This window comes from Algoriphagus aestuariicola, from assembly GCF_017254835.1.
Classification (GTDB): Bacteria; Bacteroidota; Bacteroidia; order Cytophagales; family Cyclobacteriaceae; genus Algoriphagus; species Algoriphagus aestuariicola.
Genome location: NZ_JAFKCW010000006.1, coordinates 89,112 through 116,029, shown reverse-complemented (window position 1 = coordinate 116,029; position 26,918 = coordinate 89,112). Strand labels below are relative to the sequence as shown.

General features: G+C 49.4%; 27 protein-coding genes. 9 read left to right on the top strand and 18 right to left on the bottom strand.

Annotated features, from left to right (window positions below; all coding sequences use genetic code 11):
• Position 1 precedes the first annotated feature (1 nt).
• Entirely contained in the window at positions 2 to 253 is a 252-nt protein-coding gene (locus tag J0A67_RS21825; RefSeq protein ID WP_206571521.1) for a hypothetical protein, read from the bottom strand.
• A 33-nt stretch (positions 254 to 286) separates the two neighbouring features.
• The gene (locus J0A67_RS21820; RefSeq protein ID WP_206571520.1) at positions 287 to 1,387 is read right to left on the bottom strand and encodes a glycosyltransferase; all 1,101 of its coding nucleotides are present in this window, start codon (positions 1,385 to 1,387) and stop codon (positions 287 to 289) included.
• Between the two features lie 21 nt (positions 1,388 to 1,408).
• Between J0A67_RS21820 and ruvC the strand changes: the two genes are divergently transcribed.
• Positions 1,409 to 1,984 carry a crossover junction endodeoxyribonuclease RuvC gene (gene ruvC / locus J0A67_RS21815; protein WP_206571519.1) on the top strand — a complete coding sequence of 192 codons (576 nt, stop codon included), beginning with the start codon at positions 1,409 to 1,411 and terminating at the stop codon, positions 1,982 to 1,984.
• Between the two features lie 81 nt (positions 1,985 to 2,065).
• Here ruvC and J0A67_RS21810 read toward each other — a convergent pair whose 3' ends face one another.
• Positions 2,066 to 2,623, bottom strand: a complete 558-nt coding sequence (locus J0A67_RS21810) for a porin family protein (protein ID WP_206571518.1) — start codon at positions 2,621 to 2,623, stop codon at positions 2,066 to 2,068.
• A gap of 83 nt (positions 2,624 to 2,706) precedes the next feature.
• Here J0A67_RS21810 and J0A67_RS21805 point away from each other — a divergent pair, with 83 nt between their 5' ends.
• The 3 genes from J0A67_RS21805 to J0A67_RS21795 all read left to right on the top strand — a co-directional run bounded on the left by J0A67_RS21805 (position 2,707) and on the right by J0A67_RS21795 (position 5,777).
• On the top strand, positions 2,707 to 3,270 hold the full coding sequence (locus J0A67_RS21805) for a Crp/Fnr family transcriptional regulator (RefSeq protein ID WP_206571517.1): 564 nt from the start codon (positions 2,707 to 2,709) through the stop codon (positions 3,268 to 3,270).
• An 82-nt stretch (positions 3,271 to 3,352) separates the two neighbouring features.
• Positions 3,353 to 4,651: a parallel beta-helix domain-containing protein gene (locus J0A67_RS21800; RefSeq protein ID WP_206571516.1), complete on the top strand. Its 1,299-nt coding sequence runs from the start codon at positions 3,353 to 3,355 to the stop codon at positions 4,649 to 4,651.
• Positions 4,652 to 4,682: 31 nt separating this feature from the next.
• Positions 4,683 to 5,777 carry an SO2930 family diheme c-type cytochrome gene (locus tag J0A67_RS21795; protein WP_206571515.1) on the top strand — a complete coding sequence of 365 codons (1,095 nt, stop codon included), beginning with the start codon at positions 4,683 to 4,685 and terminating at the stop codon, positions 5,775 to 5,777.
• 143 nt (positions 5,778 to 5,920) lie between these two features.
• Here J0A67_RS21795 and J0A67_RS21790 read toward each other — a convergent pair whose 3' ends face one another.
• From J0A67_RS21790 to J0A67_RS21760, 7 genes are all read right to left on the bottom strand, one after another.
• On the bottom strand, positions 5,921 to 6,499 hold the full coding sequence (locus J0A67_RS21790) for a porin family protein (RefSeq protein WP_206571514.1): 579 nt from the start codon (positions 6,497 to 6,499) through the stop codon (positions 5,921 to 5,923).
• Between the two features lie 82 nt (positions 6,500 to 6,581).
• The gene (locus J0A67_RS21785; RefSeq protein WP_206571513.1) at positions 6,582 to 7,652 is read right to left on the bottom strand and encodes an alanine racemase; all 1,071 of its coding nucleotides are present in this window, start codon (positions 7,650 to 7,652) and stop codon (positions 6,582 to 6,584) included.
• A gap of 1 nt (position 7,653) precedes the next feature.
• On the bottom strand, positions 7,654 to 8,097 hold the full coding sequence (locus tag J0A67_RS21780; RefSeq protein ID WP_206571512.1) for a GNAT family N-acetyltransferase: 444 nt from the start codon (positions 8,095 to 8,097) through the stop codon (positions 7,654 to 7,656).
• Positions 8,098 to 8,105: 8 nt separating this feature from the next.
• Positions 8,106 to 9,524, bottom strand: coding sequence for a sodium:solute symporter family protein (locus J0A67_RS21775; protein WP_206571511.1), 1,419 nt, complete (start codon positions 9,522 to 9,524; stop codon positions 8,106 to 8,108).
• Positions 9,525 to 9,781: 257 nt separating this feature from the next.
• Positions 9,782 to 10,531 (bottom strand): succinate dehydrogenase/fumarate reductase iron-sulfur subunit, encoded by a 750-nt coding sequence (locus J0A67_RS21770; protein ID WP_206571510.1) that lies wholly within the window; start codon positions 10,529 to 10,531, stop codon positions 9,782 to 9,784.
• 31 nt (positions 10,532 to 10,562) lie between these two features.
• A complete protein-coding gene (locus J0A67_RS21765) occupies positions 10,563 to 12,497 on the bottom strand; it encodes a fumarate reductase/succinate dehydrogenase flavoprotein subunit (protein ID WP_206571509.1) in 1,935 nt (644 codons plus the stop codon).
• Positions 12,498 to 12,511: 14 nt separating this feature from the next.
• Positions 12,512 to 13,192, bottom strand: a complete 681-nt coding sequence (locus J0A67_RS21760; protein WP_206571508.1) for a succinate dehydrogenase cytochrome b subunit — start codon at positions 13,190 to 13,192, stop codon at positions 12,512 to 12,514.
• A 317-nt stretch (positions 13,193 to 13,509) separates the two neighbouring features.
• Here J0A67_RS21760 and J0A67_RS21755 point away from each other — a divergent pair, with 317 nt between their 5' ends.
• The 3 genes from J0A67_RS21755 to fabD all read left to right on the top strand — a co-directional run bounded on the left by J0A67_RS21755 (position 13,510) and on the right by fabD (position 17,736).
• On the top strand, positions 13,510 to 16,287 hold the full coding sequence (locus tag J0A67_RS21755; protein WP_206571507.1) for a T9SS type B sorting domain-containing protein: 2,778 nt from the start codon (positions 13,510 to 13,512) through the stop codon (positions 16,285 to 16,287).
• Complete coding sequence (locus tag J0A67_RS21750) at positions 16,284 to 16,685, top strand: thiol-disulfide oxidoreductase DCC family protein (RefSeq protein ID WP_206571506.1); 402 nt, start codon at positions 16,284 to 16,286, stop codon at positions 16,683 to 16,685. Before J0A67_RS21755 ends, J0A67_RS21750 begins: the two co-directional genes overlap by 4 nt.
• Positions 16,686 to 16,860: 175 nt before the next feature.
• The gene (gene fabD / locus J0A67_RS21745) at positions 16,861 to 17,736 is read left to right on the top strand and encodes an ACP S-malonyltransferase (protein WP_206571505.1); all 876 of its coding nucleotides are present in this window, start codon (positions 16,861 to 16,863) and stop codon (positions 17,734 to 17,736) included.
• Positions 17,737 to 17,812: 76 nt separating this feature from the next.
• Here fabD and J0A67_RS21740 read toward each other — a convergent pair whose 3' ends face one another.
• Complete coding sequence (locus J0A67_RS21740) at positions 17,813 to 18,706, bottom strand: flavin reductase family protein (RefSeq protein WP_206571504.1); 894 nt, start codon at positions 18,704 to 18,706, stop codon at positions 17,813 to 17,815.
• Between the two features lie 154 nt (positions 18,707 to 18,860).
• On the opposite strand from J0A67_RS21740, the gene J0A67_RS21735 reads away from it, so the two are divergent.
• Together J0A67_RS21735 and J0A67_RS21730 are read left to right on the top strand one after the other, a co-directional pair.
• Complete coding sequence (locus J0A67_RS21735; RefSeq protein WP_206571503.1) at positions 18,861 to 19,694, top strand: endonuclease/exonuclease/phosphatase family protein; 834 nt, start codon at positions 18,861 to 18,863, stop codon at positions 19,692 to 19,694.
• Positions 19,695 to 19,713: 19 nt separating this feature from the next.
• On the top strand, positions 19,714 to 20,160 hold the full coding sequence (locus J0A67_RS21730; protein WP_206571502.1) for a DinB family protein: 447 nt from the start codon (positions 19,714 to 19,716) through the stop codon (positions 20,158 to 20,160).
• A gap of 53 nt (positions 20,161 to 20,213) precedes the next feature.
• Here J0A67_RS21730 and J0A67_RS21725 read toward each other — a convergent pair whose 3' ends face one another.
• The 7 genes from J0A67_RS21725 to J0A67_RS21695 all read right to left on the bottom strand — a co-directional run bounded on the left by J0A67_RS21725 (position 20,214) and on the right by J0A67_RS21695 (position 26,917).
• Positions 20,214 to 21,413: a phosphoglycerate kinase gene (locus tag J0A67_RS21725; RefSeq protein WP_206571501.1), complete on the bottom strand. Its 1,200-nt coding sequence runs from the start codon at positions 21,411 to 21,413 to the stop codon at positions 20,214 to 20,216.
• Positions 21,414 to 21,622: 209 nt separating this feature from the next.
• Positions 21,623 to 22,585: an L-threonylcarbamoyladenylate synthase gene (locus J0A67_RS21720; protein WP_206571500.1), complete on the bottom strand. Its 963-nt coding sequence runs from the start codon at positions 22,583 to 22,585 to the stop codon at positions 21,623 to 21,625.
• A 1-nt stretch (position 22,586) separates the two neighbouring features.
• A complete protein-coding gene (locus J0A67_RS21715; RefSeq protein ID WP_206571499.1) occupies positions 22,587 to 23,297 on the bottom strand; it encodes a tetratricopeptide repeat protein in 711 nt (236 codons plus the stop codon).
• Between the two features lie 124 nt (positions 23,298 to 23,421).
• Positions 23,422 to 23,859 carry an acyl-CoA thioesterase gene (locus J0A67_RS21710; RefSeq protein WP_206571498.1) on the bottom strand — a complete coding sequence of 146 codons (438 nt, stop codon included), beginning with the start codon at positions 23,857 to 23,859 and terminating at the stop codon, positions 23,422 to 23,424.
• Positions 23,856 to 24,407, bottom strand: a complete 552-nt coding sequence (locus J0A67_RS21705) for an NUDIX hydrolase (protein WP_206571497.1) — start codon at positions 24,405 to 24,407, stop codon at positions 23,856 to 23,858. Before J0A67_RS21705 ends, J0A67_RS21710 begins: the two co-directional genes overlap by 4 nt.
• Entirely contained in the window at positions 24,400 to 25,002 is a 603-nt protein-coding gene (locus J0A67_RS21700) for a hypothetical protein (protein ID WP_206571496.1), read from the bottom strand. Before J0A67_RS21700 ends, J0A67_RS21705 begins: the two co-directional genes overlap by 8 nt.
• On the bottom strand, positions 24,995 to 26,917 hold the full coding sequence (locus tag J0A67_RS21695; protein ID WP_206571495.1) for a RecQ family ATP-dependent DNA helicase: 1,923 nt from the start codon (positions 26,915 to 26,917) through the stop codon (positions 24,995 to 24,997). The genes J0A67_RS21700 and J0A67_RS21695 overlap by 8 nt, the downstream gene beginning before the upstream one ends.
• Between the last annotated feature and the right edge of the window lies 1 nt (position 26,918).

The following is a 26,918-nucleotide window of genomic DNA, read 5'->3' as shown; positions in this document are numbered from 1 at the left end:
ATTACAGGGCGTTATGGGCCATCAGGCCTTTTTTAGTAGCAAGAAAATAAAGGCTTCTGCCTTCCTCCAGTACATCGACCATGTCGAAGCGCTCTTCATCTGGGGATTGAAGGCATTTGATCAGCCCATCTCGGTATAGGGAATCCAGCGTGCTCAGCAGCAAATTTTCGTCCCAGCCAAGCGAGTCCAATAGGTAATGGTAAGGCTGAACAAAGTAAAGCTCGTCCAGCAGGTCAAATTCCGCGTCACTCATAGGATTCAATTCAGAAGCTAAAATAAGCATTCTTCAATTGGCCCGTCCTTTCCATACAAATTTTCCCCGGACGGTACCGACAGTCACTGTCAGAATATAAAACGGGTGGAAAAAGGAAGTTTTCATAAAATCAACCAGCGAGCGTCGAAGATGTAGAGTGGTGAGCACCCGACCTAGGGTGAGCTTTTCCGCAACAACTTTCCCGGCCCAAACAACAAAAAAGGCTAGAATCCCCTGAATACCCAAGCAAAACAACCCAGCGCTAGCCAACCATATCGCCTGGACTAAAAAAGCGCCAATGGCAGAAAAGGCATGGCCCCAATCCCCATGGTACTTCCACTTGCTAGCCCAGCGAATGCGCTGACTGATTAAATCGGAAAAAGTCGGCTGGGCTTTCGTATAGATTAGATTTTCCGTGTAAGGCAAATAAACACAGCTTTCCTTCCCAAACTTTTCAAGAATCTTTTTGAGCAAAAACTCATCATCCCCAGACCAGAACTGGAGATTTCCCCCATAACCTCCGACCTCCAGAAATGCGGATTTTCTATAGGCAAAATTGGCCGCACTACATAGTAAGGGCCGCTTTTGGCTGAAGAAAAACTTCGTCACCAGCAGAATGCTGGCCCACTCTATCTGCTGGAACCGCTGAAAAAACCCAAGCTCCCCGGAAGTGATGACCGGTCCGGCGACCAGCTGGACCTTGGAATCAAGGAAGGCTTCGGCCATTCTTTCCACCCAAACCTTCGGAAAACGACAGTCTGCGTCCGAGCAAAGAATGAGCTCGGTCCTAGCAGCCTCCACGCCGCATTGGATCGCAGCCTTTTTACCCGCACCTGGGCTTTTGAGAACGCGGACTCTGGAGTCCCCCTTAGTCATTTCCTGCAAGGATGAGAAAGTCCCATCTTCGCTTTGATCATCAACGAGGAGGATTTCAAGCTTAGGATAGGCGATTTTGCCGAGTTCAGGTATCAGTGATTCGAGGTTTTCAAGTTCATTCCTCAGCGGGATCAACAGCGTAATCGCAGGAAGATAGCCTTCTGAATCCACTTCCCGCCTCTGTTTTGGCCACTTTCCCGCAAACCAATTCAGCAGGACAAAGTAGCTCATCGTCCAAAGGAGGTAAAAACAGATCATCTTTTCGGCTAACTTGCGGGGGTGAGTAAAGAAGTGAAAAAAGAGCCAAAGGAAAAAATCATCCTGGGAATCGACCCCGGCACAACCGTGATGGGATACGGATTGATTCTTACCGAGGGCAAAAAATATAAGATTCTACAGTATGGTGTCATTCATCTCAAAAAATACGAGACCCATGAATTGAAGCTTAAAAAAATCTTTGAGCGGATCTCTGGAATCATTGATGAGTTTGCGCCGGATTCGGTGGCACTGGAGGCGCCTTTTTACGGAGTCAACGTACAATCCATGCTCAAACTCGGCCGCGCCCAGGGCGTAGCCATGGCGGCCGCACTTTCGAAGGAAATCCCGATTACCGAATACTCGCCAAAAAAGGTGAAGCAATCCGTGACCGGAAACGGCAATGCCTCCAAAGAGCAGGTCGCCGCGATGTTGCAGACTTTGCTTGGTATCACCGAACTCCCAAAATTGCTTGACGCGACGGATGCCCTTGCTGTAGCGCTATGCCACCACTTCCACGAGGGGAGAGTTCAGTCGCGGGGGCGAAACGAAGGTTGGAAGTCATTCATCGAAGAAAATCCCAATCGGATCAAAAAATAAGTCCTGGTCATCTCCGACCAGGACTTAAATCTTTCATACAAATGCCGCTGATGCCATATCCAGGAATCAGTCGAATATGTGTTATTTTCCGCCGAAGGTGTAGCCCGCGGAAATCTTAAACACTTGATTTTTAAAATCAAAGTTATAGTAGTTGAGCGAGGTAAATCCCAAATCATAGCTTGCCTGGACATTGAAGCCCAATGGTAGCTTCACCTGCGCACCAAACACTCCACCGATATCATATCCTTTGGTAGCGTCAGAGCTGTCGCTGGTCTGATCTCCTTTTTGATACTTGCTCGATGCCAAGATCGAGGCCTGTGGACCCGCAAACACGTTAACCGAGGGAAGTAGCTTCAGTCTTACCAGAACGGGAATATCAATATACCCCAAAGTCTCTTTCACCTCTAACCCCGTCCCGGCTTCCTCGCCGGTGTATCCCTTTTGGGAATACTGGATGCCCGGCTCTACTGAAAGAAAATCCGCACCCAGAGTGTAATAGGCTCCAAGGTGAAATCCCGATTTCGGGTCAAAATCAGCATCGGAGAAATTGGCTGAATTGAAGCCAGCCCTCACCCCAAGTTGCGCTTGTGCAGCGGCAGAAAACCCTACCAGAAAGAAAACCAACAAAATTTTTCTCATGAGTCAATTATTTTTAATTTCCAGTAAAACTAACGCAAGAAACTTCATTTCTTGTTTAGGTACTCCATTTTTAAAAGCTGCAGATGGAAAAAATCCTGGGAATGTTTGATCAGTTTCCTAAACTCAGCGAGGAGGCAAAAACCGCTTTTACATCCAACGTCGAATTGCTGACCTTTGAACGCGGGGACCTATTGGAACAGGAAGGAAAGGTCTGCAGCCACCTCTACTATGTCAAAGACGGCTCTGCCAGAAGCTTTTACAACAAAGACAACAAGGATGTCACGGTGTCTTTTACACTCGAAGGGGAGTTTGTCACGTCCATGAGTTCCTTCATTTCCAGAAAGCCATCCTATGAAAACATCGAAGCCATGGAAAGGTCCACATTCGCACGGATCAGCTACGACACCTTGCTTGGACTTTTTGAAATGCACAGTGAATTGGAGCGGGCCTATAGACTGATTCTGGAGCAGTATTACATCATGCTTGAGGAGCAGTTGATCTTCGCGAAGTTCAAATCTGCAAAGGACAGATACCTAGACCTGATGGAATTCCGTCCCAAAGTCATCCAAAAGGCATCTGTGGGGCAGATCGCCTCCTATCTCGACATGAGCATAGAGACACTCAGCCGAATCAGGGGCAAGATCTGATTATTTGATTTTTCTCAACAGCGTATTGTACTGCCAAAAGCTACTTTTGGGCAGAACACATTCTACAAAAACCCGAAATCCCATGCGAAAATCAATTCAAGCAGTTTTAGGCGTAGTCCTTGCCTCCGCGATTTTTTCTTGCGGCACGAGCACGACAGAGCAGACATTTGACTCTTCCAAACTCAGCAAGATGAGCCGAGAAGAAGTGGAAAAAGTGGTAGAGGCATTCATCATGGCCGAGGATTCCAGTACCATCGAAATCCCTGGGGGATTTTTTGAACTCAACACACAGCTAATCCTCGATAACAAGAAATCTGTCAGAATCAAGGGCGCGGGAATGGACAAAACGGTTCTTTCTTTCAGAAACTTAAAATCCGGCGGCGAAGGAGTAAAGATCGTGGGTAACAACATCACGGTGGAGGACCTGAGTATAGAGGACGCACCAGGAGATGGACTAAAGGCACAGCATTCGGATGGGGTTACCTTTAGGAAGGTCAATGTCACCTGGACGAACGGGGATAAGTCAAAAAACGGCACCTACGCCATCTATCCCGTTCAGTGCAAAAATGTGGTGATCGATCAGTGCATCGCCTCACACTCCAAAGATGCGGGAATCTACGTGGGACAATCCGAAAATATCATCGTCAAAAACTCCCTTGCTTTTGGCAATGTGGCTGGGATCGAAATCGAAAACTCGGACAATGCCGAGGTCTTTGGCAATACCGCAAGGGACAACTCCGGAGGGATTTTGGTATTCAATCTTCCGGGTCTGCCCAAGTCTGATGGCAAGGGCACCAAAATCTACGACAATGACATACTAAACAACAATCACGAAAACTTCGCCACTCCGATCGGCGAGGGGCCAAACGGGAACACCGTAACCATGATTCCGCCTGGATCTGGAATCATACTCCTGGCAGCCAAAGAAGTAGAAATATTCAACAACCGGATCCACAACAATAAAACCACCGGCGTGGCCATCGCAAGCTACCAAGTGACCGGTTTTCCTGCCGAAGCGCCAAATTGGTCTCCCTACACCACCGATGTATATGTGCATGACAATGCCTACGAGCGAAAAGCTCTTTCCATGCCTGATCTGACTCGGGAGCTCGGCCAGCTCGTAAGCGTCCACAACGCCTACGGCCCTGCCAAAACGCAGGACATCATCTATGACGGAATTTGGGACAAAGCAATCAGCGAAACCATCGACTCCAATCCTATGCGCGTCTGCATTCAGGAAGCAGGGATCGAAAACCTCCACTTTACCAGATTTTACCTCATGGAAGGGGAGGATAATATCGAGTCCTTCAAGGACTACCAGCACTTCCAAAACTGCAAGATAAATGTGGCCACGGATGTGTCCGCCATAGCAGCTTTGTAAATGGTTTCATCGAAAACAAAAGTCTGAGGAGATGAAAAAAAAGAATTGGAAAGCGGACGCCTACTTGATTTTAGTGGCTGTCACGCTGCTGATTTCCTGCGGCAAAAACGAGGAAAAAATTGCAGCGCTGCCCGAAGCCTTACTGGAAGAGACCGCAACCGGGATTTTCCCCTACAAGAAATTGTCGACCTATGGCTTTTTTGCAGGAGAACTCAAGACCTTGACACCCAAAGATGAGGTCACTTTTTATAAACCTGCTTCTTCCTTGTTTACAGATTATGCACTCAAAAGCCGATTTGTATTTATTCCCGATGGGGAACAAGCCCAAATCATGGAATCCAAAATAGAATTTCCAATCGGGTCAATCCTGATCAAAAACTTCTACTATCCCGAAGATTTCCGGAAGCCGGACGGAAATAGAAGAATCATCGAGACCCGCCTGCTGATCCGTGAAGATGATGGCTGGCAGGCCTATCCCTACCTATGGAATGAAGAGCAGACTGAAGCTTTGCTGAAGGTTGTCGGTGCAGAGACAGAGATTAGATTCATTGATTATTCCGGGAAAGATCAAGTCGTCAACTACATTGTCCCCAACAAAAACCAATGCAAAAGCTGCCACAACCAGTCCGAGACCATGGCACCCATTGGCGTGAAGCCCCAGCATCTCAACAACGAGCTGGACTATGGAACAAAGAAGGAAAACCAGTTGGCCTACTGGAGTGGAAAGAAAATCCTGGCGGGCTTTGAGGGTGCGGATGCCCATCCTGCTATGATAGACTACGAGGATCAATCCCAAGCAATCCCAGCCCGTGCAATGGCGTACCTCGACATCAACTGTGCCCATTGCCACAGCGCTGAAGGCCCAGCCAGTACTTCGGGTCTATTCTTAACCTACGATCAGACTGATCCATTGAAACTTGGAATCAACAAAACTCCCGTCGCTGCGGGGAAAGGTGCCGGAAGTTTCAAATTTGACATTGTCCCGGGCAAACCTGATGAGTCGATCCTTACCCACAGGATGAACTCCACCGAAGTTGGTGTAGCCATGCCAGAACTGGGGAGAACTACCGTGCACCAAGAGGGGGTCGAACTGATTCGGGAGTGGATCCTTAGTCTTCCCCAGTAGCCTTCTTTTCCAAATCATTGCTTCTTCCCAAGTTCCAAACGCCAATCAGATCGACGCTGCTCAACCCTTGGATCATCGAGTGGGGAGGTACTTAGGCAAAAAAAGGGGCTGTTCCAATGAAACAGCCCCTTACCAACACTCGATTAAAAAGTATAGCCTAAGGAGACTTTAAATCCCCTGTTGAAGACATCAGCATCGCTATCCTTGAAAATCGGAGTCATGCCGTAATCGTAAGATCCCTGTATGTTAAAGCCCTGCGGGAGATTATACCCTAAGCCAAAAACCAGGCCAGCGTCGGTGCTCTTCACGGCATCAGTCTCAAAGGACACGGTAGAGTCACCGATATCACCTTCAAACTTGGACTTGGTGAGAAATGAGACCTGCGGCCCCGCAAAGAGATTGAAGCCCTCGCCTACTTTGAACCTCAGCAAGACTGGCACATCCACATAGTCCAGAACCGCACGGCTCTCTAGACCATCGTCATTTTGGGTTCCCTTGATAGAGTAAAAGACCCCTGGCTCGATCGCAATAGGCCCTTCACCCAAAAAACTTGCGTATATCCCGGCGTGGAACCCAGCCCTGTTGGTATAGTCGTTTTCGGAAACGTCATCTCCTCCAAAATTGAAGAAATTCGCCCCTCCCCTGATCCCAAAGGCACTTTGGGCACTTGAGCCCGCAATCGTAAACGCCGACACGGCAACTAGCAGCAAAAACTTTTTCATGGTGTTTAAATAGTTGGTTCACCCAGCTGTTGCCTATTTCGGTGCCAAAAATCACCGGCTAAATACAGACACACCGACGGTTTCAGACCACAATCTTTTCGACGTAGTCGGAATTCAACAGCCCCAAGGCGCCCATGTACTTTAGGTTAAAAGTCAATGTTTCACCCACTTTAAGGCCTTTTTGGTCTATCCCCAGATTGACGATGAGCATGTCCGAGCTCGCTCCTAGAATCTCCAATTCCGGATCTTTTGGAAAAAGATATTCTGGCGAAACATCCAACAATCCCACATCCAAAATCGCCCGAAAGGAGGTCTTGCCGTAGAGAGATTCATCAATTTGGGCAATTTCGCCTCGGGGGTTCGATCCCAAGACGCCTGTAGGCAGGAGTGGTTTTTCCTGCAATTCGATAATTTCGGCGTGCAGTTCAAAAACATCTCCATGCATGCCTTCGATGATTTCCTCCTTCACCAGATCCACCCCAAAGTAGAGCGTCTCCCCCACGCGAAAGTGATTGATCCCTTGGGGTAGCTGGTGGGAGAGCATCAAAGGTATGGTGACGGAGGTGCCGGCAGACAGCCATGGAATTTCATGTCCGAATTTCAGTTCGATGATCTGCTTGTAGAGCGAGAGCTGGATGAGCTTGTCTGTGCTGGGCATGACCCCGTTGAGACAATTGAGATTGGTGCCCAGGCCGATCACTTCGATCCCAGGAAGCTGAAAGACCTCCTCATAAAAATCTATCAATTGCTCTCCCATCACGCCTTCGCGCAGGTCTCCTGTCTCGACCATGATGATGATCTTGTGGTTCTTCCCCTGGAGCACCGACTCAGCACTGATCATGCGGATGGTCTCCAGCTCAGAGTTGAGGCTTACATCGGCAAACTCGACCATCTTGCCGACATTCTTTTTGGAAACGGGTTTGATGTAGACCGTCTGAACCTCGCGCTTAATGCGCTTGACCATGGCAAGATTGGATATGCGGCTGTCATGCACCTCAGTGATTCCGAGGTTGATCAGTTCTTGTAGAAAAAGCTTGTTGCCGCAGAGCATCTTTGAAACTACACCCCAGTCCACTCCTCGCTCCTCAAAAAGCCGGGTCAATACTTGGTAGTTTGTTCTGAGTTTTTCCCTGTTTAGGGTCAATACCGCCATTTTAATTTTTGTTTAATCGCATTTCAAGGTACTTATTGGTAAAGCCGAGGCGTTCGTAGAGCTTTCTGGCTGGATTGTCCGGTTCCACATGCAGAGCGATGGCACCATTGGCCATTTTGATCGCCAAGTCAAGGATCTTCTTGCCGATTCCATTTCCACGCATCCGCTCATCGACCGCGATATAAACGAGGATATTTTCCGGAATATACCCAGACATTCCGGTCTTGTTCATCACCAGTGCACCTACCACATTCCCTTTTTCTCTTGCCAAAATGACGAAGCCGCCTGCCTGCAATCCTGCGTCGAGTGCGTAGTCGAGGCATTTCATGATATCTTCTTTGGGATCTCCAAACTTCCCCAGATGGACCAAAAGGAAATCTGCGATCTCGTTTTTTTGCAGGTACGTGGCATTGTCTATGGCAGACAGCGATTCTAATTGGATCATAGTTATTTCTATTTTCGTTGGTTTGAGATTTTGTACACTATCCAAAAGGCCGATGTGGAAACCAGAATGCCGTAGAAATTCGGGTCCAAGCCCAACGGCATCGCTATTTCGAAAAACGAAAGCCCGGCGGTGACAGTTCCTCCTAAGATCATTGCCGCGATGGCTGCCGGAGGATTCTTTAGGTTGAAAAACAACCCAGCAATGACCGGAACCAAAAGCCCTGAGACCATGAATCCGTAGGAATAGAGCATCAGCGTGAGCACCTCGGTCATCTGCCAAGCGAGCAACACCGCCAAGATCCCAATTCCCAGCGTGACTCCCTGAGTGAGCCTGAGCTCTTGGGAGTGCGAGCTCGGGGTAAAAAACTTCCGCAGCAAGTCGGTGACCAGATTGCCTGAGGCGGCCATCAGGCAGGAGTCAGCGGTGGACAAAACCGCAGAAAAATAAGCGGACATCATCAGTCCCAAGAGCCCTGCCGGCAAGACCTGGCTAAGCAACACGGGCAAACCCAACTCTGGGTCCATGGCGGCAGTAAATCCCTCCAAAGCGCCCTGCTCTACGGCAACGCGAGAAAGCAACCCAAGAAATACCCCCATAAAAGCCATCAGCGGCCATTCGAAAAGACCGGCAATGAACCAGGCTTTTTTGGCAGACTTTTCATCCTTGGCAGCGAAGATCCGCTGATAGAGCGTCATCCCCACAAACCAGATTGGAACAATGGTAATCCCCCAGTTGACCGCGTCCTGCCATCCCAATTGGGATAAGGACAAAAACTCCGGAGGAAGGGTATCGTGGATGCCCTGCCATCCGCCTACAAAGAGGAAAGCAGCCGGGATGCCAATCCCAATCAATCCCAGCATTAAAATTATCCACTGTATGGTGTCGGTATAGATCACAGCTTTCAGTCCGCCCATCACGGTGTACACTACCGCTACCGTACCCATGATCACGAGTGCCGTAGAAAGCTCGAGCTCCGGAAAAGTACCTGACGCGAGCTTTGCCCCAGCCAACAATTGGGAAGAGGTAAATCCAAGATAGCCTAGGAAACAAATCACCGAAGCCACTAAAGCCGTCTTGGAATCAAAAAGGTGTCCTATGATCTGCGGAAAAGTGTAGAACTTGGAAAAAGCAGGATCGGACTTGACTCGGGGAATCAGAAAAACCGCAGCCAGCCAGGCTCCCACAAGTCCAGTGAAAAGCATCCAGGAACCTGAAATCCCCATCGCAAATCCCAGTCCTCCCAAACCTATGGAGAAGCCTCCTCCTACGTCAGTGGCAACTACGGAAAGGCCGATGTGCCAGCTCCCTATCGAACGTCCCCCAACATAATAATCCTCCTGGCTGGTGTTCTTTCTCATGTAATAATACCCTATTCCCAACATGGCTCCCATGTAGGCGATGAAGATCACCAGATCCAGAAAATTCATTATGTTTTTGACTATTTAACAAAAGCTCTTTAAAATATAATTTTTCAAAGTTACAAAAACTTAAGTAAAAGGCCAATTTTATTTCGTTTATGAGGCAAATCCATTCTTTCAGTGCAATTTTTTCTTCCTTATTTCACAATGTGAAATTTTCTTGAAAAATCTTATCGAATCAAACCCGCTATAAAAACCATCTATTTGTCCCAAAAACAAAAAAAGCCAGACCCAAGGCCTGGCTTTGAAAATCAAACCAACTAAGATCAAACGTTATCGCTACTCATCACCGCTGAGAAATATTCCCTGTTCATCCGGGCTATATTCGTGATGGAGATTCCCTTTGGACATTCAGCTTCGCAGGCACCGGTGTTGGTACAGGCACCAAATCCTTCGGCGTCCATCTGTGCGACCATCTTCTCCGCTCTGGTCTTGCGCTCCACCTGCCCCTGCGGCAGCAAAGCCAGCTGGGAAACCTTGGCGGAGGTAAAGAGCATGGCTGAGGCATTTTTGCAGGCAGCTACGCAGGCGCCGCATCCGATACACTGGGCGGCATCCATGGCTAGGTCGGCAATGGTTTTCGCAACAGGAATTTCGTTGGCATCAGGCACACCGCCAGTGTTGACGTTGACATAGCCCCCGGCTTGGATGATTCGGTCAAAAGCCTCCCGATCGACGACAAGGTCTTTCACCACGGGAAAAGCCTTGGCACGCCATGGCTCGATGGTGATGGTCTCCCCATCATTGAAAGAGCGCATGTGAAGCTGGCAAGTGGTCGTCTGCAGTGGGCCATGTGGCTTGCCGTTGATGTATAGGGAGCACATCCCGCAGATGCCCTCCCGGCAGTCATGGTCGAAGTGTACTGGGTCTTCCCCTTTTTCGGTCAGCTCTTCATTGAGCACATCCAGCATTTCGAGGAAAGACATGTCTTTGGAAACGTGATCGACAGGATAGGTCGCAAAGCCACCCTTGTCCGACGAATTTTTCTGTCTCCAGATTTTTAAAGTCAATTTCATATCTGTTCGGTCTATGAATTTTGTCCACTAATTATTTGTAAGAACGCTGGGTCAGCTTCACGTTTTCAAAAACCAAAGGCTCCTTGTTCAATTCCTCGGCCTGTCCTTCACCCATGTACTTCCAGGCGGCCACGTAGGCAAAGTTTTCGTCGTCGCGTAGCGCTTCGCCCTCAGGTGTCTGGTACTCCTCACGGAAGTGTCCTCCGCAGGACTCGTCTCTGTTGAGCGCGTCATCTACCATCAACTCACCCAGCTCGAGGAAGTCCGCCACGCGATGGGCTTTTTCGAGGGAGAGGTTCAATTCCTCATTGGTACCAAGCACTTTTACATCAGCCCAAAACTCTTTTCTTAGTTCTTGGATTTCGGCTTTTGCTTGCTTCAGTCCCTCGGCGGTACGGGCCATGCCGCAGTGGTTCCACATGATCTTGCCCAGCTTTTTGTGGAAGTGGTCGACAGTCTTTTTACCGTTGATCGTCAGCAGCCTGTTGATGCGAGCTTTTACTTCCTGTGCTACTTTCGCAAACTCGGGATGGCTTTCGTCTACCTTCTTGGGCGGAGTCTGAGCGAGATAGTCACCGATGGTGTATGGAACCACAAAATACCCGTCAGCCAGTCCCTGCATCAGCGCTGAGGCTCCCAGACGGTTGGCACCGTGGTCGGAGAAGTTGGCTTCACCCAGGGAGTAAAGCCCAGGAATAGTCGTCATCAGGTTATAATCCACCCAAAGACCACCCATGGTATAGTGTACCGCAGGATAGATCATCATCGGCACCTCATAGGGGTCTTCGCCGGTGATCTGCTTGTACATGTCAAAGAGGTTGCCGTATTTCTGCTCGATCACCTGCTTGCCGTCACGCTTGATCGCATCGCGAAAATCCAAGAATACCGCTTCTCCGGTTTCGTTGACACCACGGCCTTCATCGCATACATATTTGGCGTTTCTTGAGGCCACGTCACGTGGCACCAAGTTTCCAAATGAGGGATATTTTCTCTCCAGGAAGTAGTCCCTGTCCTCTTCCTTGAGGTCGGAGACTTTGATCTGGCCTTTTCTGAGCTTCTCGGCGTTTTCTTTGGTTGCAGGCACCCACACTCGACCATCGTTTCGTAGGGATTCGGACATAAGCGTCAGCTTGGACTGATGGTCCCCAGAGACCGGAATACAGGTCGGGTGGATCTGCGTAAAGCAAGGGTTGGCAAAGTAAGCGCCGCGCTTGTGAGCTCTCCAAGCCGCCGTTACGTTGCAACCCATTGCGTTCGTAGAAAGGAAGAACACGTTGCCGTATCCCCCTGTGCAGAGCAAAACTGCGTGTGCAGCGTGCGTTTCCACTGCTCCAGTGATCAGGTTGCGTGTCACTATCCCTCGGGCATGTCCGTCGATCATCACCACATCCATCATCTCGGTGCGGGGATAAAGCCTCACTTTACCAGTGGCCACCTGGCGGCTAAGGGCGGAGTAAGCTCCCAAAAGCAGCTGCTGTCCGGTTTGGCCACGGGCATAGAAGGTCCTGGACACCTGGGCACCACCAAATGATCGGTTGGCCAGCAAGCCTCCATATTCGCGGGCAAAAGGAACGCCTTGGGCCACGCATTGGTCTATGATCTTCACGGATACCTCGGCCAGACGGTATACGTTGGCCTCGCGGGCCCTGTAGTCGCCCCCTTTTATCGTATCATAGAAAAGTCTGAAAATCGAATCTCCGTCGTTTTGGTAGTTTTTGGCAGCATTGATCCCACCCTGTGCAGCAATGGAGTGTGCTCTTCTCGGGCTATCGTGAAATGTAAATGCCTTGACATTGTAACCCAACTCAGCCAAGGAGGCCGCGGCAGAAGCGCCGGCAAGACCAGTCCCGACTACAATGACATCATATTTTCTTTTGTTTGCCGGGTTGACCAGTTTGCTGTTAAACTTGTGCTTAGTCCATTTTTCTGCCAAAGGACCAGCAGGAATTTTGGAATCTAGTATCATATTGGGACTTCAGATTAGCTGGTGAAATAGATGTAAAGTGGCATTGCCGCAAACAGAACCGGCACTACAATGCAATAGAACTGGCCTATCGCCTTGATGGCAGGAGAATACTTTTTGTGATTCCATCCCAAAGTCTGAAATGCCGAGGCAAAACCATGGGACAGGTGAAATGCCAAAAACGCCATCGCTACCACATATCCTATTACCATGAAGATGTTTTGGAAGGCGAAATTCACAATGCTGTAAAGGTCTTTGTATTCCTCTCCATCATAGGTTACCACCGGAAGGTCTCCCCAATGCATCTGGGCCCAGAAGCTTTGCATATGGACTACCAAAAAAATCAGGATAATGGTGCCCAGAATACCCATGTTTCTGGATGCCCAGCGACTGTTGGTAGATGCTTTGGACTCAGCGTACCCAATCGGTCTCGCCGACTTGTTTTGTCTAGACAATATGATGGAATAAATCACATGGGCGATCACCGAAATATAGGTTAGGTAGGAAAGTACCTTCACCGCCGGATTCGTAGTCATAAACTTGGCATAAATATTAAATGCCTCACCGCCGTCGTTCTTGAACAACAGCATGTTGCCCGATACATGACCGGTCAAAAAGAGAATCAGAAAAAGGCCCGTGAGCGCCATAATCAACTTTCTGCCAAGGGTGCTTTTCAAGGTTTTGGTAACCCAGCTCATATAAATTTGCGATTAATTTTAGAACGAAAGTCTTTGTTTATTTGCCTTCAAATTTACATGCGGAAGCGATAGCAAACAATGCAATCGAATGCCGCTTCCTTATTTTAAACAGTTCTAAATAGCTCTGGAAAATAAGCGGGCGATTAAAACGTTAATTCCAAAATTGAACAGTACGAATCGCCTATTGTTTGAAATTCCGGGTATTTTCTGTTTACTTCCAGTTATTTCTTAGTCGGTTAGTCCTGAGTATGGATTTTGGGATTAACTTTTGGGATTCCAACACGTTTTCAGGATAGCATCACCAAAGTCAACCAGGCATGAAGCTCAAACTTTCCCTCGCGGTCTTTTTCATTTATTTGGTAGCAGGTATCAGCTCCGCGTGGGCCACCCACATACGCGCCGGAGAAATCATCGCAGAACGCATCTCTGTCCAAACCCTCACCTACCGGATTACTGTCGTGGGATACACCGATACGCGATCAAGCGTAATATTCGGGCCTGGGCTGATCAATTTTGGAGATGGCAGGGAAGTGCAGCTGAATACAGAAAGCGATTTCTCCACAGTGGAGGACCTTGGTGACATGATCGAAAAAAACACCTTTGTGATCACCCACACCTTCCAAGGTCCCGGGCGATACAAAATACGTTTTCAGGAATTCAACCGAAATGACCTGACCCTTAACATGGACAATTCGGTGGATACACCTTTTTATGTCGAGACAGAGATCAACATAGACCCTTTCATCGGAGTCAACAACTCCCCGGTGCTAACCATCCCCCCTGTGGACAACGGAGCCATCAACGTGCGGTATATCCACAATCCCGGAGCCTTTGACCCGGATGGAGACAGCCTTTCCTACGCAATGGACGTCCCAAAGCAGCAGCTCGAACGACCTGTAAACAACTACCGAAGCCCAGCTAGTGCAGAATTCAGCCAAAGCCAACAAGACGGCACGACACCGGCATTTCTGAGCATAGATCCGGTATTCGGAGATTTAATCTGGGACGCACCAGGGACGGCGGGCCAATTCAACGTCGCTTTCCGGATCATCGAATGGCGAAAGATCAACGGCAAATTTGAGCAGATCGGGTATGTGGTGCGGGACATGCAGATCATCATCGAAAACTCCAACAACCGCAGACCTGAATTGATTCTTCCTGATGACCTCTGCGTAGAGGCGGGTACATTGATCGAAGAAATCATCCAGGGAACTGACCCAGATGGAGATCCGGTCAAAATTGAGGTATTTGGTGAGCCCATAGAAATCACCACGTCCCCTGCCTCCTACGATCCGGAGAGTGAATTTCAGCCCCAGCCCGGAGTTGTCAACTTCACCTGGCAGACCGTCTGTCAGCATGTGAGGGCAAGAGAATACGACGTTCGAGTACGCATCACGGACCAGCCTAGGTCCGGCCCAAAACTGGTTGACATCAAAACCTGGAGAATCAAAGTAGTCGGTCCCCCGCCAGTCTGGGATGATCTGGAGCAGCAGTCCGGCAGAACGGTAGAACTCAACTGGGACCCTTATGTATGCGGCAACTCGGCCAGTGAGATGCAGATCTGGAGAAGGATCAACTCGGATCCCTATCAGCCTGACAGCTGCGAGACCGGCATCCGACCAGGATACGAATTGGTGGGCACGACGAACATGCAGACCTTTACCTTCACTGACCTAAACGGCGGCGAGGGCCTTGCACCAGGAAACACCTACTGCTACAGATTGGTGGCAGCGTTCCCAGAGCCAAGACTGGGAGAAAGCGTAGTGTCTGAGGAAATCTGCATCACGATCGACGTGGACGTGCCGATCATTACCAATGTCAGCGTAGAAGAAACTGACCCTGCTACTGGACAAATCTTCGTGAAATGGACTCCTCCATACGACATCGACAAGGTCCAATACCCCGGCCCATATTCCTATGAACTGCTGAGGAGCGAAGGATTCACAGGCAATTCCAACAGAGTTTCTCTAGGAATCACCTCTGACACGCTTTTTACTGACACTGGACTAAACACCGAAAATCTCGTGTACAATTACCGGGTGGTCTTGCTGGACAACAATACCAAAATCGATACCTCCTCCTCGGCTTCCTCCGTTTGGCTACAGCCAACTATCATCAACGAGGCGATCGAATTGAATTGGACATTCAATGTTCCTTGGAACAATCTGGTAGGACAGTTCAAGCATGAGGTATATCGTAACCGGACTGATGCCAACGCGGCCGACACCGATACTTTTGTGAAAATAGCCGAAGTGGACGTTACCCAAAATAGCTTCAAATACCTGGACGACGGAAGCTTCAACGGGATGCCTCTGGTGAAGGAACTGGAGTATTGCTACTACGTCATCACCAAGGGTTCCTACAACGTGGCTGGATTGGTTTATCCTTTGGAAAACAAATCCCAAATCACCTGTGCGCTTCCCGACGACAACAGGCTACCCTGCCCCCCGGTCTTGACTTTTGAAGGGCCAGAGTGCTCAGCCTACGTGGCAGAACAACCTTGCAACAATGCCACATTTGAACACGAGCTGAGCTGGACACCAGATTTCACTGGCGAATGCGATGATGAATTGAGCGGATACAAGCTCTACTTCACTCCTGACGGAGAAGAAGGCGTTTTCAACCTCGTACGCGAACTTAGCTCGCTCGAGCTCGAAACGACGATTTCGAATCTGCCAAACTATCGCGGATGCTACTATATCACCGCGGTGGATAGATCCGGAAATGAAAGTGAGCCAAGCAACGTGGTATGCGTGGAAAACTGTCCAGTCTACAACCTGCCCAACGCATTCACGCCTAACGGAGATGGCAACAATGACACCTTCATCGCTTTTGACAATCCATTCTCCGCTTGCCCTCGCTTCGTCAATGGCGTGGAGATCTTCATCGTCAATCGATGGGGGGCGGAAGTATTCCGATACAACAGCCTTGAATCCAACGAAAATGATATCTACATCCGTTGGGATGGCAAAGATAAAAACGGCAATGAGCTGCCCGCAGGCACATACTACTATTCCGGTACGGTCAGCTTTGACGTCTTAGATCCGGCCCAAAAAGAACGAGAACTGAAGGGCACCATCCAACTCCTTAGATGAGCAAGCAGAAATCGGTCATCCTTTTTGATGGAGTCTGCAACCTGTGTAATACTTCGGTAGATTTTGTCCTGAAAAGAGACAAGGAGGACAAATTCCTTGTCGGGGCATTACAAGGCGCGGAAGGGAAAAAATTACTCGAAAGATTCGATGCCAATCCAAAATATCTGGATTCTATCGTATTGATCGAAGATGGAAAGATCTTTTTTCGCAGTACGGCGGCGCTTCGGATCGCTAGAAAGCTTCCCGGACTATGGCCTTTGCTATATGGACTGATCGCGCTGCCCCCATTTATCCGGGATGGCATTTACGACTGGATCGGGAAAAACCGTTATCGTTGGTATGGAAAAAAGGAAACATGCCGCCTTCCCACTCCGGAGGAAAAAGCAAAGTTCATCTGACAGTCTGCGGACCAGTCTGGGTTTTGACGGCCAAGTCCAAAAAAGAAAAGGCCTATATTTGTCCCTCCAATCAAAAAACAACGGATGAAATCGAGCAGGTCGCGGGTGACTCATCAAGGGGTCAACCTTCAAAATGCTAGATAACATACGGCCGATTAGATCAAACCACAATTCCATGAAAGCATTTGTTTTTCCGGGCCAAGGCGCCCAATTTCCCGGAATGGGAAAATCCCTCTATGAAACCAACCCAACCGCAAAGGCTTTTTTTGAGCAGGCCAACGAGGTATTGGGATTTCGGATCACCGACATCATGTTTGAGGGAACGGACGAGGAACTGAAGCAGACCAAAGTCACCCAGCCCGCCATCTTTCTCCACTCTGTGATCTTGGCAAAGACCACTCCGGAATTTATCCCAGACATGGTGGCAGGACACTCTTTGGGTGAATTCTCCGCTTTGGTAGCCAATGGTACTTTGGGATTTGAAGATGGTCTGAAGCTAGTCTATCAGCGAGCCATAGCCATGCAGGAGGCTTGCGAGATCAATCCGTCCACGATGGCGGCAATCCTTGGGCTCGCCGACGAGAAAGTCGAAGAAATATGCGCCAGCATCACCGACGAAATCGTCGTTCCAGCCAACTACAATTGCCCTGGCCAATTGGTCATTTCCGGCACCATGAAAGGAATCGAGATCGCCTGCGAAAAGATGAAAGCGGCTGGAGCAAAACGTGCCCTCCCTCTGCCAGTAGGCGGAGCGTTCCACTCTCCGCTCATGGAGCCCGCACGAGAAAAACTGCAGAAAGCAATCGAAGAAACCGAATTTCGGGCTCCGGGCTGCAAAATCTACCAAAACGTCAATACCGTGGCCACGCTCAATGTCAATGACATCAAGGCCAATCTCATCGCCCAGCTGACCGCTCCGGTCAAATGGACCCAATCAGTACAAAATATGGTCAAAGACGGTGCAACACAATTCATAGAGTGTGGGCCGGGCAAGGTCCTACAGGGACTGGTCAAAAAGATCCACGCTGAGGCGGAAGTTTCTGGCCTATAAACACCAAGTCCCGCCCAATCGGCGGGATTTTTTTTAGCCAAAAGCTTCCAAGTTTTTGAATGTTGGAAGGTCTTATCTACCCCTTCTGCAGCAGGTACTTCCACGCCAAGTCCACCTGCCCTTTTTCCAACTCCTCCTTCGCCCGGAGATGCAGGTGGTCGATCCAGGAATCCCGGTCATTGACAAACCTCCTTCGCATTTCCTGAATTTCCTCCGACTGCGAAAAATCCGCCAATTCTGCATCTGAAGGCAGCTTCATGACGTTCCCCAGCCGACCAAGATTGTTCCCGGTGAGGATTGGACTGTTTCTGATTTGCTCTGGGATCTGGTCCACGCCTATTCCGAGATTGGTCAGCGGCTTCGGAATTTGAAAAAGTGAATCCGGCGTGATCCTAGAATACCAGCTCCCCCCAAGTCTGGCGACAGGATCGAGTTTATGGGGATCAATGACGCCTTTTTCATCCAAGATCTTCTCGTCTAGATGGATCGCGATGACCTCGCAGATCACGAGATTTCCCGCACCGCCGCCAATCCCCAGGGGCTTTATTTCCAAGACCTTGCACTCCATCGCCACTGCCGCTTCCTTGACTCGAAGTGGCGCTACCAAGTCGGACTTGAGGGCCGTGAGCCCAGACTTTTCAAACTCGTTGACACCTCTTGGGTACTCGGTACTGGCAAGCGACATCTGCTCGACCCGCTCGTAGCCCACGATGTGGATCACCACTTCGGGTACTTCGCCCACATTTTCTAAGGTATGCTTCACCGAGTTGTCCCTGACCCTTCTGGATGGGGAAAAAATAAGGATCGGTGGATTTGCGCTGAACATGTTGAAAAAACTAAAAGGGCTCAGGTTTGGATTGCCGTCCCTATCCACGGTACTGGCAAAAGCGATGGGCCTGGGTGTAACCGCCCCTTGTAAAATCGTCTGTACCTCCACCGGGCTCAGGTCTTTCGGATAAAAGGTTTTCATCTGTCTGTAATTGTTCCTTAATTGTCAGATGGAATCTTGCACGTCACCTGATCATTCCCTTGCGTGAAGTTCCCTGTCGTGCTCGATTTCATTTGGTCAAAATAGCATGCAACTTTAAAGTTAAAAGTCTTTTTCACCAATTATTCTAGATTTTATGAATCTCAAAACCCTGTTGACGCTTCTCTTCCCATTTGCTTTGGCACAAGTCCAGGCCCAAAATCATCAGTTTGCCACCTTCAATATCCGCTGGGACAATCCAGGTGATGCGGGAAACCTCTGGGAAGACCGGGCTTCTAAGGTGATTCACCTGATACAATTCCACAAAATCGGACTGGTCGGAACTCAGGAAGGGCTCCATCACCAAATCGAGGAATTGAGCAAAGGGTTGGGCTATGAGTATTTGGGAGTGGGCAGGGACGATGGGGCACAAAAAGGCGAGTACACGGCAATCTTGTATGATCCCAAGCTTTACAAAATGGAGGACTCGGGCACCTTTTGGCTCTCTCCAACCCCGGAAAAACCCAGCAAGGGATGGGATGCTTCCCTGAACAGAATCTGTTCTTGGGGCCAATTCAAGGACAAAGACGGCAAGCGTTTTTATGTATTCAATATCCACTATGATCACATAGGACAGCAAGCACGGGAGGAAAGCAGCAAACTAGTGGCAACCAAGGCAAAGGAAATCAACAAGGGGAATTTCCCTGCGATCTGGATGGGGGACTTCAACGTCACTCCAGACAATCCCGCCTACCAGACCATTACCTCCAACCCGGCTTGGAAGGACGCCCGCCTCATCTCCAAAATCCCCGCTTATGGGCCGGCGGGTACGTTTACAGCTTTCGACTGGGAGAAAATGCCGGATGGCATCATAGATCACATCTTTGTCAGTGGCAAGATCGAAGTCCTCCGACATGGCATTCTGACTGATAACTATGGGAAAAAATATCCCTCCGACCACTTTCCTGTGATGGTCGAGTTAAAGTTTTAAACCCTTACACCAGCTCCAAATGAGTTCAACCCGGGATTTATTGCTAAGCATGCTCGAGCAAAACAAGCTCACCTGTTCGTTTGCCCTAGATCGGGTGTCAAGCGAAAATTCAACTTGGCGACTCAATCCTCAAACAGCCAGCATCGGTTTTATCTATCGGCACATCGGCGAAACCATGAACCTTTTTGGCTACTTCTTTGGTATCCCGCCAAAAGTCCCAAATACGACCATGGGGCAAACGGATAAAGGGCAGCGCTTCGACTTAGAGGAAAGTCACCGATACCTTTCCATCGGATTTGAGATGCTGGAAAACCTCATCAGAAAAACTCCGGATTCAGCCTGGGCTGAGCAGGTAGAAACTCCATTTTTTGGCACAGTCTCGAAAATCAGGCTGTTTTCCCACATTCTTTACCACAATGCACACCATGCGGGCCAGATTGCTTTGACCCTTTCTAAAGGAAAATAAACGACAAAGGCCAGCTTTTCAGCTGGCCTTTTCTAGTTTTTCCCCTTTCCGGATTACTCCGCTAAAGCAGCAACACCCGGCAGGACCTTTCCTTCCATATGTTCGAGCAAAGCACCTCCGCCGGTGGAGACATAAGACACTTGGTCGGAGTAGCCAAACTTGTTGACCGCGGCGGCTGAATCACCCCCACCGATCAGGGAATATGCCCCAGCCTTGGTCGCCTGTGCCACATATTCCGCCACAGCTTTGGTCCCCTTGTCAAATGAATCCATCTCAAACACCCCCATCGGTCCGTTCCAAAGGATGGTCTTAGACTCCAAAATCACCTTCCCAAAGAGCTCGCGAGACTCGGGTCCGATATCCAGACCCATCCAGTTGTCGGGAATCTCGCCTCTTTTGGCTATGTTTTGATTGGCATCGTTGGAAAACGCGTCTGCGATCACCGTATCCACGGGAAGAATGAGGTTCACTCCTTTCGCTTTGGCCTTTTCCATGAGCTCTAGTACAAAATCAAGCTTGTCCGCTTCCAAAAGCGAGGTGCCTATAGATCCACCCTGTGCCTTGGCAAAGGTATAGGACATGCCACCGCCAATGATCAGGTTGTCCACCTTCTCAAGCAGTCGCTCTATGATCAGGATTTTGTCGGCGATTTTCGCTCCGCCCATGATTGCAGTATAGGGACGCTCAGGATTGCCGAGAACTTTGTCAGCGTTGGTCAGCTCGGATTCCATGAGGTATCCAGCGACTTTGTCTTTGAAAAACTGCGCAATCACTGCCGTGGATGCGTGGGCACGGTGAGCGGTACCAAAGGCGTCGTTGACATAGATGTCGCCGAGCTTGGCTAGCTTTCCAGCAAAGTCCACATCACCTTTTTCTTCTTCCTTGTAAAACCTCAGGTTTTCCAGCAAGAGCACTTCGCCAGCGCCCAATCCAGACGCCAATTCTGCCGCTTCTGTACCGATGCAGTCAGCCGCAAATTTGATTTTGGTCCCAAGTGCAGCTTCTACTGCCGGGATGATATGTTTTAGGGAATATTTGTCCTCAGGGCCTCCTTTCGGACGGCCAAGGTGCGACATCAGGATGGCAGAACCGCCTTCGCCGAGAATTTTCTTGATCGTAGGGACGGCTGCTTGGATACGGGTATCATCAGTGACATTGAAATTCTCATCCAAAGGCACGTTGAAATCCACTCGGATCAGGGCCTTTTTGCCTGCAAAATTCAGGCTATCCACATTTTTCACGGTTGAACTCATAGAAATGGTTTAATAGATTTTGATTGGCTTCTGTTAAAAAGAGCCTCAAGTTAACCTTTGAGATTGGAAAATTGAAAGATTTTAAAATTGGAAGATTCAGATGACCCGATAGCTACTCGCAAATCAAAAACGTAGCTTAACGTTTTGAAACTTCGACTCCGCTCAGCCTGAACCGCTCCACGCATAAATCGCAAATCAAAAATCCAGAATCACTTCGCAGCTGCTCTTCGCAATCGATCGTTGATGGCCTTGCCCAAACCGATCTCGGGCATTAGTTCCGCCAAGATCACGGTGGCAGGACTTTCGTCCAGCTGACGCATGGCTGCAAAGAGATTCTTCGCGGCTTCATGGAGGTTTCTGTCGGGGCTGAGCGCGATTTGTCTGTCTCTCTCTAATCCGTCAAAAGTCTCGGAAAAGCTTAACACCGCAAAGTCAAGACCTTTGGCTTTCTTCCCTTCGATCATTTGCTTCAGATCTCCCAATACAAAGGGCTTTCGTGGCGCATAATGGCTCTCCAATTGACCAGGAGCGGCAGGGTTGCTGGAGCTGTGGTCTTTGATCCGAACGGGTCCAACAAGCCTCTCTATTTCCGAAATCTCAAGGCCTCCGAGGCGATACACCACGACTTCGCCATCTTCCAAGCCCACGATTGTACTTTCCAATCCCACCGTACACGGCCCACCATCCAAGATGTAGGGAATCTTTTCACCGAGCTGATCCTCTACATGGGAAGGACGGGTCGGGCTGATGTACCCAAAAGGATTTGCACTGGGCGCGGCCAGAGGAAATGGAAGTGCCTCGAGCAAAGCCAAGGTGAGCAGGTGATTGGGCACGCGTACCGCCACACGATCTAGCCCAGAAGTCACGAGATCGGGGACAATTTCCTTTCTAGGCAGCAACAAAGTCAAAGGCCCAGGCCAAAAATGCCCCGCCAAAGTTTTCAAAGCCTCAGGAAAGGAAGTAATAAAGTCCGCAACCTTGTCCGTCGACGAAGTATGAAGAATCAATGGGTCAAAGCCCGGGCGGTTTTTGGTCTCAAAAATCAAGGCAACCGCCTCTGGATCGAGCGCATTTCCGGCAAGCCCATAGACTGTCTCGGTAGGAATTCCCACGAGTTCTCCTTTTTCCAAGAAGGTTTTTGCCGATGAGATGTCTTTGCCGATCAGCGCCATCTTAGTTTTCGCAGAAATCCTTGATCCAAGTTTCCGCCTCCGAATAGCCTAGAGACAAGGCCATTTTCAGGTCTGCGCAACCTTCGCCCTTTTGCCCCAAAGCACTCATCCGCGTCACGCCAAGCAGATAGTAGGCCTCGGCGTTTTTGGGATCGAGATTCACCGTATTGGTTAATGACTCCATTCCGTGCATGGGGTCATTCATGCCGAGTTCGGCTTTCGCCTTGCGAAAATGAGCCTCCGCTTGATTGGGTGTAGCTTGTAGCACGGTCTGAAAATCCAGCAACGCATCCTCATACTCTTCCATGTTCAGTAGCGCCGTGCCACGGTTAAAAAAGATATCGGATTGGGAGGGATCAAGTGCTGTCGCCATATTGAAGTCAGCCAATGCCTCCTTATATTTTTCCTGCTCCATCTTAGCATTGCCCCTGTTAAACCAAGGCTTATAGCTCGAGGAGTCCGCGAGAATGGCCGCATCGAAGGCCGGAATAGCCTCTTCTATTTTTCCCTGCTGAAAAAGCGCCACGCCTTTGGCATTGAGTGCTTGGGTGTTTTCGGGATTTATTTCCAGCAGCTGATCAAAAAGCGCCACAGCTTCAGGCCAAGCCTGAGCATCCATTTTTCCAATTCCTGCCTTCAGCAATTCTTCCTCATTTGGCATGCATGCGAATAGACTCGCCGCCAGCAAACCCAAGATCCAAAGTTTTTTCATGTGTTTAAGATCGTTTTTTCGGCCACATGGAATCTCGCATGGTAGAGGCCTATTCTTCCGCATGGCATTCCCGTAGTGTCGATTTCACGGGGTAAATTTTCGGCAAAGATAGGGAATTTACGGCTTAGCCCGCAGCCAACTTCAATCTGTACTCCTCAGGTACCGGCACCGGCTTCATCGTCTTCATGTCAACGGCGACCATCACACAGCGGCACTTGGCATATGCATGTTCAACTCCATTTTTGTCTTGCCCCACCAAAATCTGCTCCAGGTCAAAAGAGGAATTGCCGATCCGGCTGCACTTCACAAATACCTGAACCCGGTCCTCCAAGTGTATGGGGCGAAGGTAGTCTATCTCTATCCTGCCCACCACAGTGCCGACGGCCATCACATCCCAGTCGCAGACTTCGTATAGGAACACCGCCCTACCATGCTCGAAATAGTTGAAGTACACTCCGTTGTTGACATGCAGGTAACCGTCGATGTCTGAAAATCTAATCTGTATAGGAGTGGAAAAGGGAAAGGCGTTTTTTAAATCCGCTGGATTCAGGCTTGTTTTCAAAGGAGTATTTCTGATTTGCTGGTCTTCTCGAGCATCCTAAGGATAGATGGGTTGTATCCGATCATATCGACGACAGAATCAAAAGCGATCCATGCCAGAGAGATGCTCTCGTCGCTCATCTGAAGGGGTTCGTTGATGTCAGCCTCCAGCAAGTATCTCACGTCAAAATGAAAGTGCTGAGGCACATGTGGCCGCTCGGGAATGATATGTTTGTCGATATCGAATATGGTCAGATCGACCAAGCGCAAAGAGGTGAGACCGCTCTCTTCGCTCGCTTCCTGCAAGGCCACCTCCATGAGGTTTTCATTGCCATCGGCATGTCCTCCAAGCTGTAGCCATCTCCCCAGCTTACGGTGCAGCGTCAGGAGAGTATGGGTCCGCTCATGGTTGACGATCCAGGAAGATGCGGTAAAGTGTCCCTCTAGCCGCTCCCGCTTGTAGGCAAGAGGATCAGCGGTGAGCTCCGCAAAATCAGCGATAAATGCCGCTTCCTCCTCGTAGGGAGTCCGGTATTTTCCGAGTTGGTTTCTAAGCTTGATTCTATCCATCTGAATGTTTTTCAAAGATTCGATCCATCAACTGGTCGAATGGTTTGGCATCTTGGTATAGACGATCGGAATATACCGTCGCCAGCAATTTGATAAAACTGGGCTTATTGTCAACACTCACTTTCTCCAACGCCACATTTCCGTATAGCTGAGAAATCAACTCTCCTTCGGCCGGAAGTTGAAGGGGAGGTTTAAAATAAAATTTCTCGCTCACCTTCACCTGGTCGTTGATTTCTTCGAATTTCCGATCCAAGCTCACCTGCTCATAACCCAAAGCTAGAATCCTTTGGCTAAAAGCCAAAAAAAGCCGGGAAAATGATTTTTGGTCAAAGGGCGGCTGATACGCGACCGCAAACCCGTTGGCATAGGGAGAATCAAATACATGAACCTGGGGATTGTCATTGATGCCCGTCCGCTTGAAATGGTAGTTTTTATAAACCAAAGCGAAAAAAAACTCGCAGTTTTCGGATCCCATCCAATCCACTAGGTCATTTCGTTCAGATTCCTTGATCACAAAGTTCTCCCTGACCTTCATCGGAGCCTTTTCCGGAGATCCAAAGATGTTCTTCAAGAAATCGTCAAAGAAGTTACCCATTGGATAGTGTCAAAATGCCGTCGCTGGAAGATTTGATGATCTGATTCTCTTCTATTAACCGGCGAAGCAAGGTGAGATTAGCGTTGGATCTTGGCTTTTTGAGTGTCGAAAACAAGTCCTGCTCTGTTAACCCATCTGATTCGGCCAAAGTTTCCAGAATCTTTTGCTTCAGCCGATCCTCTTGGCTTTGGGGAGCCAGTTTTTTCTTGGCTTCTATACAGACATCGCAAATTCCGCATACCTCATCGGTCTTTTCCCCAAAGTATTCCTGGATAAACTGCGTGCGGCAGAGTTTAGACTGGCTGGTATAGGCAACCATGCTCTTTGCATTTTCGAGGGTTAGTTTCTTGCGAGCCGCAATCCGGGGAAGATTGAAGGGTAGTTTGCCAGCATCATATCGAGGAGTCAGGAATGTCAGCTGGGGCTTGTCTTTGCGCTGATCGTAGTCCATCACCTCCAGCTTCTGCAAATCGAGGAGAGCCTTTACCAGCTCAGATTCTTTCATCGAAAGGGACTTGGCAAGCTTGCCCTCCTGGATTCGGATAAACTCCGAGAAAAGATTGCCTCCATAGGTCCGCAATAGCATCTTGACCACGGGATCGAGCTTGGCGTAAGCGATCTGCACTTCGTAAAGTCTGCTGGGATCAACTTGGAAGTGCACCCGGGACGGGGAAAAAAAGCTCTCGTTGACCTCGACAAATCCCTCTTCCGCCAATACCTTGAGCGCATAGAACGTATCCAAGACCTGCAGTCCATAGGTCTGGCAAAAATCCGAAATGTCAAAGTCAAAGCTGCTCAGCATGTTACTTCCGACAGCCAGTTGATAGTAGTTTGCTAGGCATTGGTAGACTCTCTTCAGATAGTCCAACGGCGGGTAGACCAGCTCGGCCCTTGTACTGAGCTGCTCAAAATCCTGCTCATTGGCGAGAAGAACTGCAAACGCTTTTCTTCCGTCCCGACCAGCCCGGCCTGCCTCCTGATAGTAGTTTTCAAGGTTTTCGGGGAGATCGCTGTGGATCACCACCCGTACATCCGGCTTGTCGATTCCCATTCCAAACGCATTGGTGCTGACCATCACCCGCACGCGATCGGACTTCCAAGCCTCCTGTCGATCAGCGCGGTCGGCATTTGACAAACCCGCATGGTAGGCAGCGGCGGAGATCCCCAGTTGCGAGAGCGCCTTGGCGATCTGCTGGGTAGCCTGCCGGTTTCTCACGTACCAAATGGCCGTGCCGGGAATGCTGTTGAGAATCTCGATGCCTTTTTCAAGTTTATTCTCCACCAAGCGTACGCTGTAGCTCAGGTTTTTTCGGGCAAAGCTCTGGTGAAATTCCCGATGGGCTTTCATCTCGAGCTTTGCAATGATATCGGCACATACTTTCGGCGTAGCTGAGGCGGTGAGTGCCAATACACTTACTCGGGGATGAAAAGGCCGGATAGCGGCAATCTCCAGATAGGGCGGTCGGAAATCATAACCCCATTGCGAGATGCAATGCGCCTCATCTACCGCGATCAGGTTAATGTTCATCTGCCGAAACCGCTCGATGAAGAGCTCCTGCTTGAGCCGCTCCGGAGAAACGTAGAGGAATTTGAAATCCCCGTAGATGCAATTGTCCAGAGTCGTGTCTATCTCTCGATAGCTCATGCCCGAATAGATGGCCGCCGCCTTTACCCCCTTGGCTTTGAGATTGTCCACCTGGTCTTTCATCAACGCGATGAGCGGGGACACGACCAGACAGATCCCCTCCTTCGCCAAACCAGGGATTTGGTAGCAAAGGCTTTTACCACCGCCTGTAGGCAAAAGCGCCAATGTGTCTTTTCCCTCCATGACGGAGTCTATGACTTGCTTCTGGACGGGACGAAAATCCTCCAGTCCAAAAACTTCACTCAGAATATAGTGGAGATGATTTTCCAAT

Bases quoted from the DNA above. Each gene is read 5' to 3' on its own strand.
- J0A67_RS21720 (WP_206571500.1), bottom strand. From the start codon at position 22,585: ATGGCGCTGATCGGCAAAGACATCTCATCGGCAAAAACCTTCTTGGAA.
- J0A67_RS21780 (WP_206571512.1), bottom strand. From the start codon at position 8,097: ATGATCCAATTAGAATCGCTGTCTGCCATAGACAATGCCACGTACCTG.
- J0A67_RS21750 (WP_206571506.1), top strand. From the start codon at position 16,284: ATGAGCAAGCAGAAATCGGTCATCCTTTTTGATGGAGTCTGCAACCTG.
- J0A67_RS21825 (WP_206571521.1), bottom strand. From the start codon at position 253: ATGAGTGACGCGGAATTTGACCTGCTGGACGAGCTTTACTTTGTTCAG.
- J0A67_RS21755 (WP_206571507.1), top strand. From the start codon at position 13,510: ATGAAGCTCAAACTTTCCCTCGCGGTCTTTTTCATTTATTTGGTAGCA.
- J0A67_RS21725 (WP_206571501.1), bottom strand. From the start codon at position 21,413: ATGAGTTCAACCGTGAAAAATGTGGATAGCCTGAATTTTGCAGGCAAA.
- J0A67_RS21805 (WP_206571517.1), top strand. From the start codon at position 2,707: ATGGAAAAAATCCTGGGAATGTTTGATCAGTTTCCTAAACTCAGCGAG.
- J0A67_RS21785 (WP_206571513.1), bottom strand. From the start codon at position 7,652: ATGGCGGTATTGACCCTAAACAGGGAAAAACTCAGAACAAACTACCAA.
- J0A67_RS21715 (WP_206571499.1), bottom strand. From the start codon at position 23,297: ATGAAAAAACTTTGGATCTTGGGTTTGCTGGCGGCGAGTCTATTCGCA.
- J0A67_RS21820 (WP_206571520.1), bottom strand. From the start codon at position 1,387: ATGATCTGTTTTTACCTCCTTTGGACGATGAGCTACTTTGTCCTGCTG.
- J0A67_RS21795 (WP_206571515.1), top strand. From the start codon at position 4,683: ATGAAAAAAAAGAATTGGAAAGCGGACGCCTACTTGATTTTAGTGGCT.
- J0A67_RS21730 (WP_206571502.1), top strand. From the start codon at position 19,714: ATGAGTTCAACCCGGGATTTATTGCTAAGCATGCTCGAGCAAAACAAG.
- J0A67_RS21770 (WP_206571510.1), bottom strand. From the start codon at position 10,531: ATGAAATTGACTTTAAAAATCTGGAGACAGAAAAATTCGTCGGACAAG.
- J0A67_RS21775 (WP_206571511.1), bottom strand. From the start codon at position 9,524: ATGAATTTTCTGGATCTGGTGATCTTCATCGCCTACATGGGAGCCATG.
- J0A67_RS21765 (WP_206571509.1), bottom strand. From the start codon at position 12,497: ATGATACTAGATTCCAAAATTCCTGCTGGTCCTTTGGCAGAAAAATGG.
- J0A67_RS21705 (WP_206571497.1), bottom strand. From the start codon at position 24,407: ATGGATAGAATCAAGCTTAGAAACCAACTCGGAAAATACCGGACTCCC.
- J0A67_RS21800 (WP_206571516.1), top strand. From the start codon at position 3,353: ATGCGAAAATCAATTCAAGCAGTTTTAGGCGTAGTCCTTGCCTCCGCG.
- J0A67_RS21740 (WP_206571504.1), bottom strand. From the start codon at position 18,706: ATGAAAACCTTTTATCCGAAAGACCTGAGCCCGGTGGAGGTACAGACG.
- J0A67_RS21700 (WP_206571496.1), bottom strand. From the start codon at position 25,002: ATGGGTAACTTCTTTGACGATTTCTTGAAGAACATCTTTGGATCTCCG.
- J0A67_RS21810 (WP_206571518.1), bottom strand. From the start codon at position 2,623: ATGAGAAAAATTTTGTTGGTTTTCTTTCTGGTAGGGTTTTCTGCCGCT.
- J0A67_RS21760 (WP_206571508.1), bottom strand. From the start codon at position 13,192: ATGAGCTGGGTTACCAAAACCTTGAAAAGCACCCTTGGCAGAAAGTTG.
- fabD (WP_206571505.1), top strand. From the start codon at position 16,861: ATGAAAGCATTTGTTTTTCCGGGCCAAGGCGCCCAATTTCCCGGAATG.
- J0A67_RS21735 (WP_206571503.1), top strand. From the start codon at position 18,861: ATGAATCTCAAAACCCTGTTGACGCTTCTCTTCCCATTTGCTTTGGCA.
- J0A67_RS21790 (WP_206571514.1), bottom strand. From the start codon at position 6,499: ATGAAAAAGTTTTTGCTGCTAGTTGCCGTGTCGGCGTTTACGATTGCG.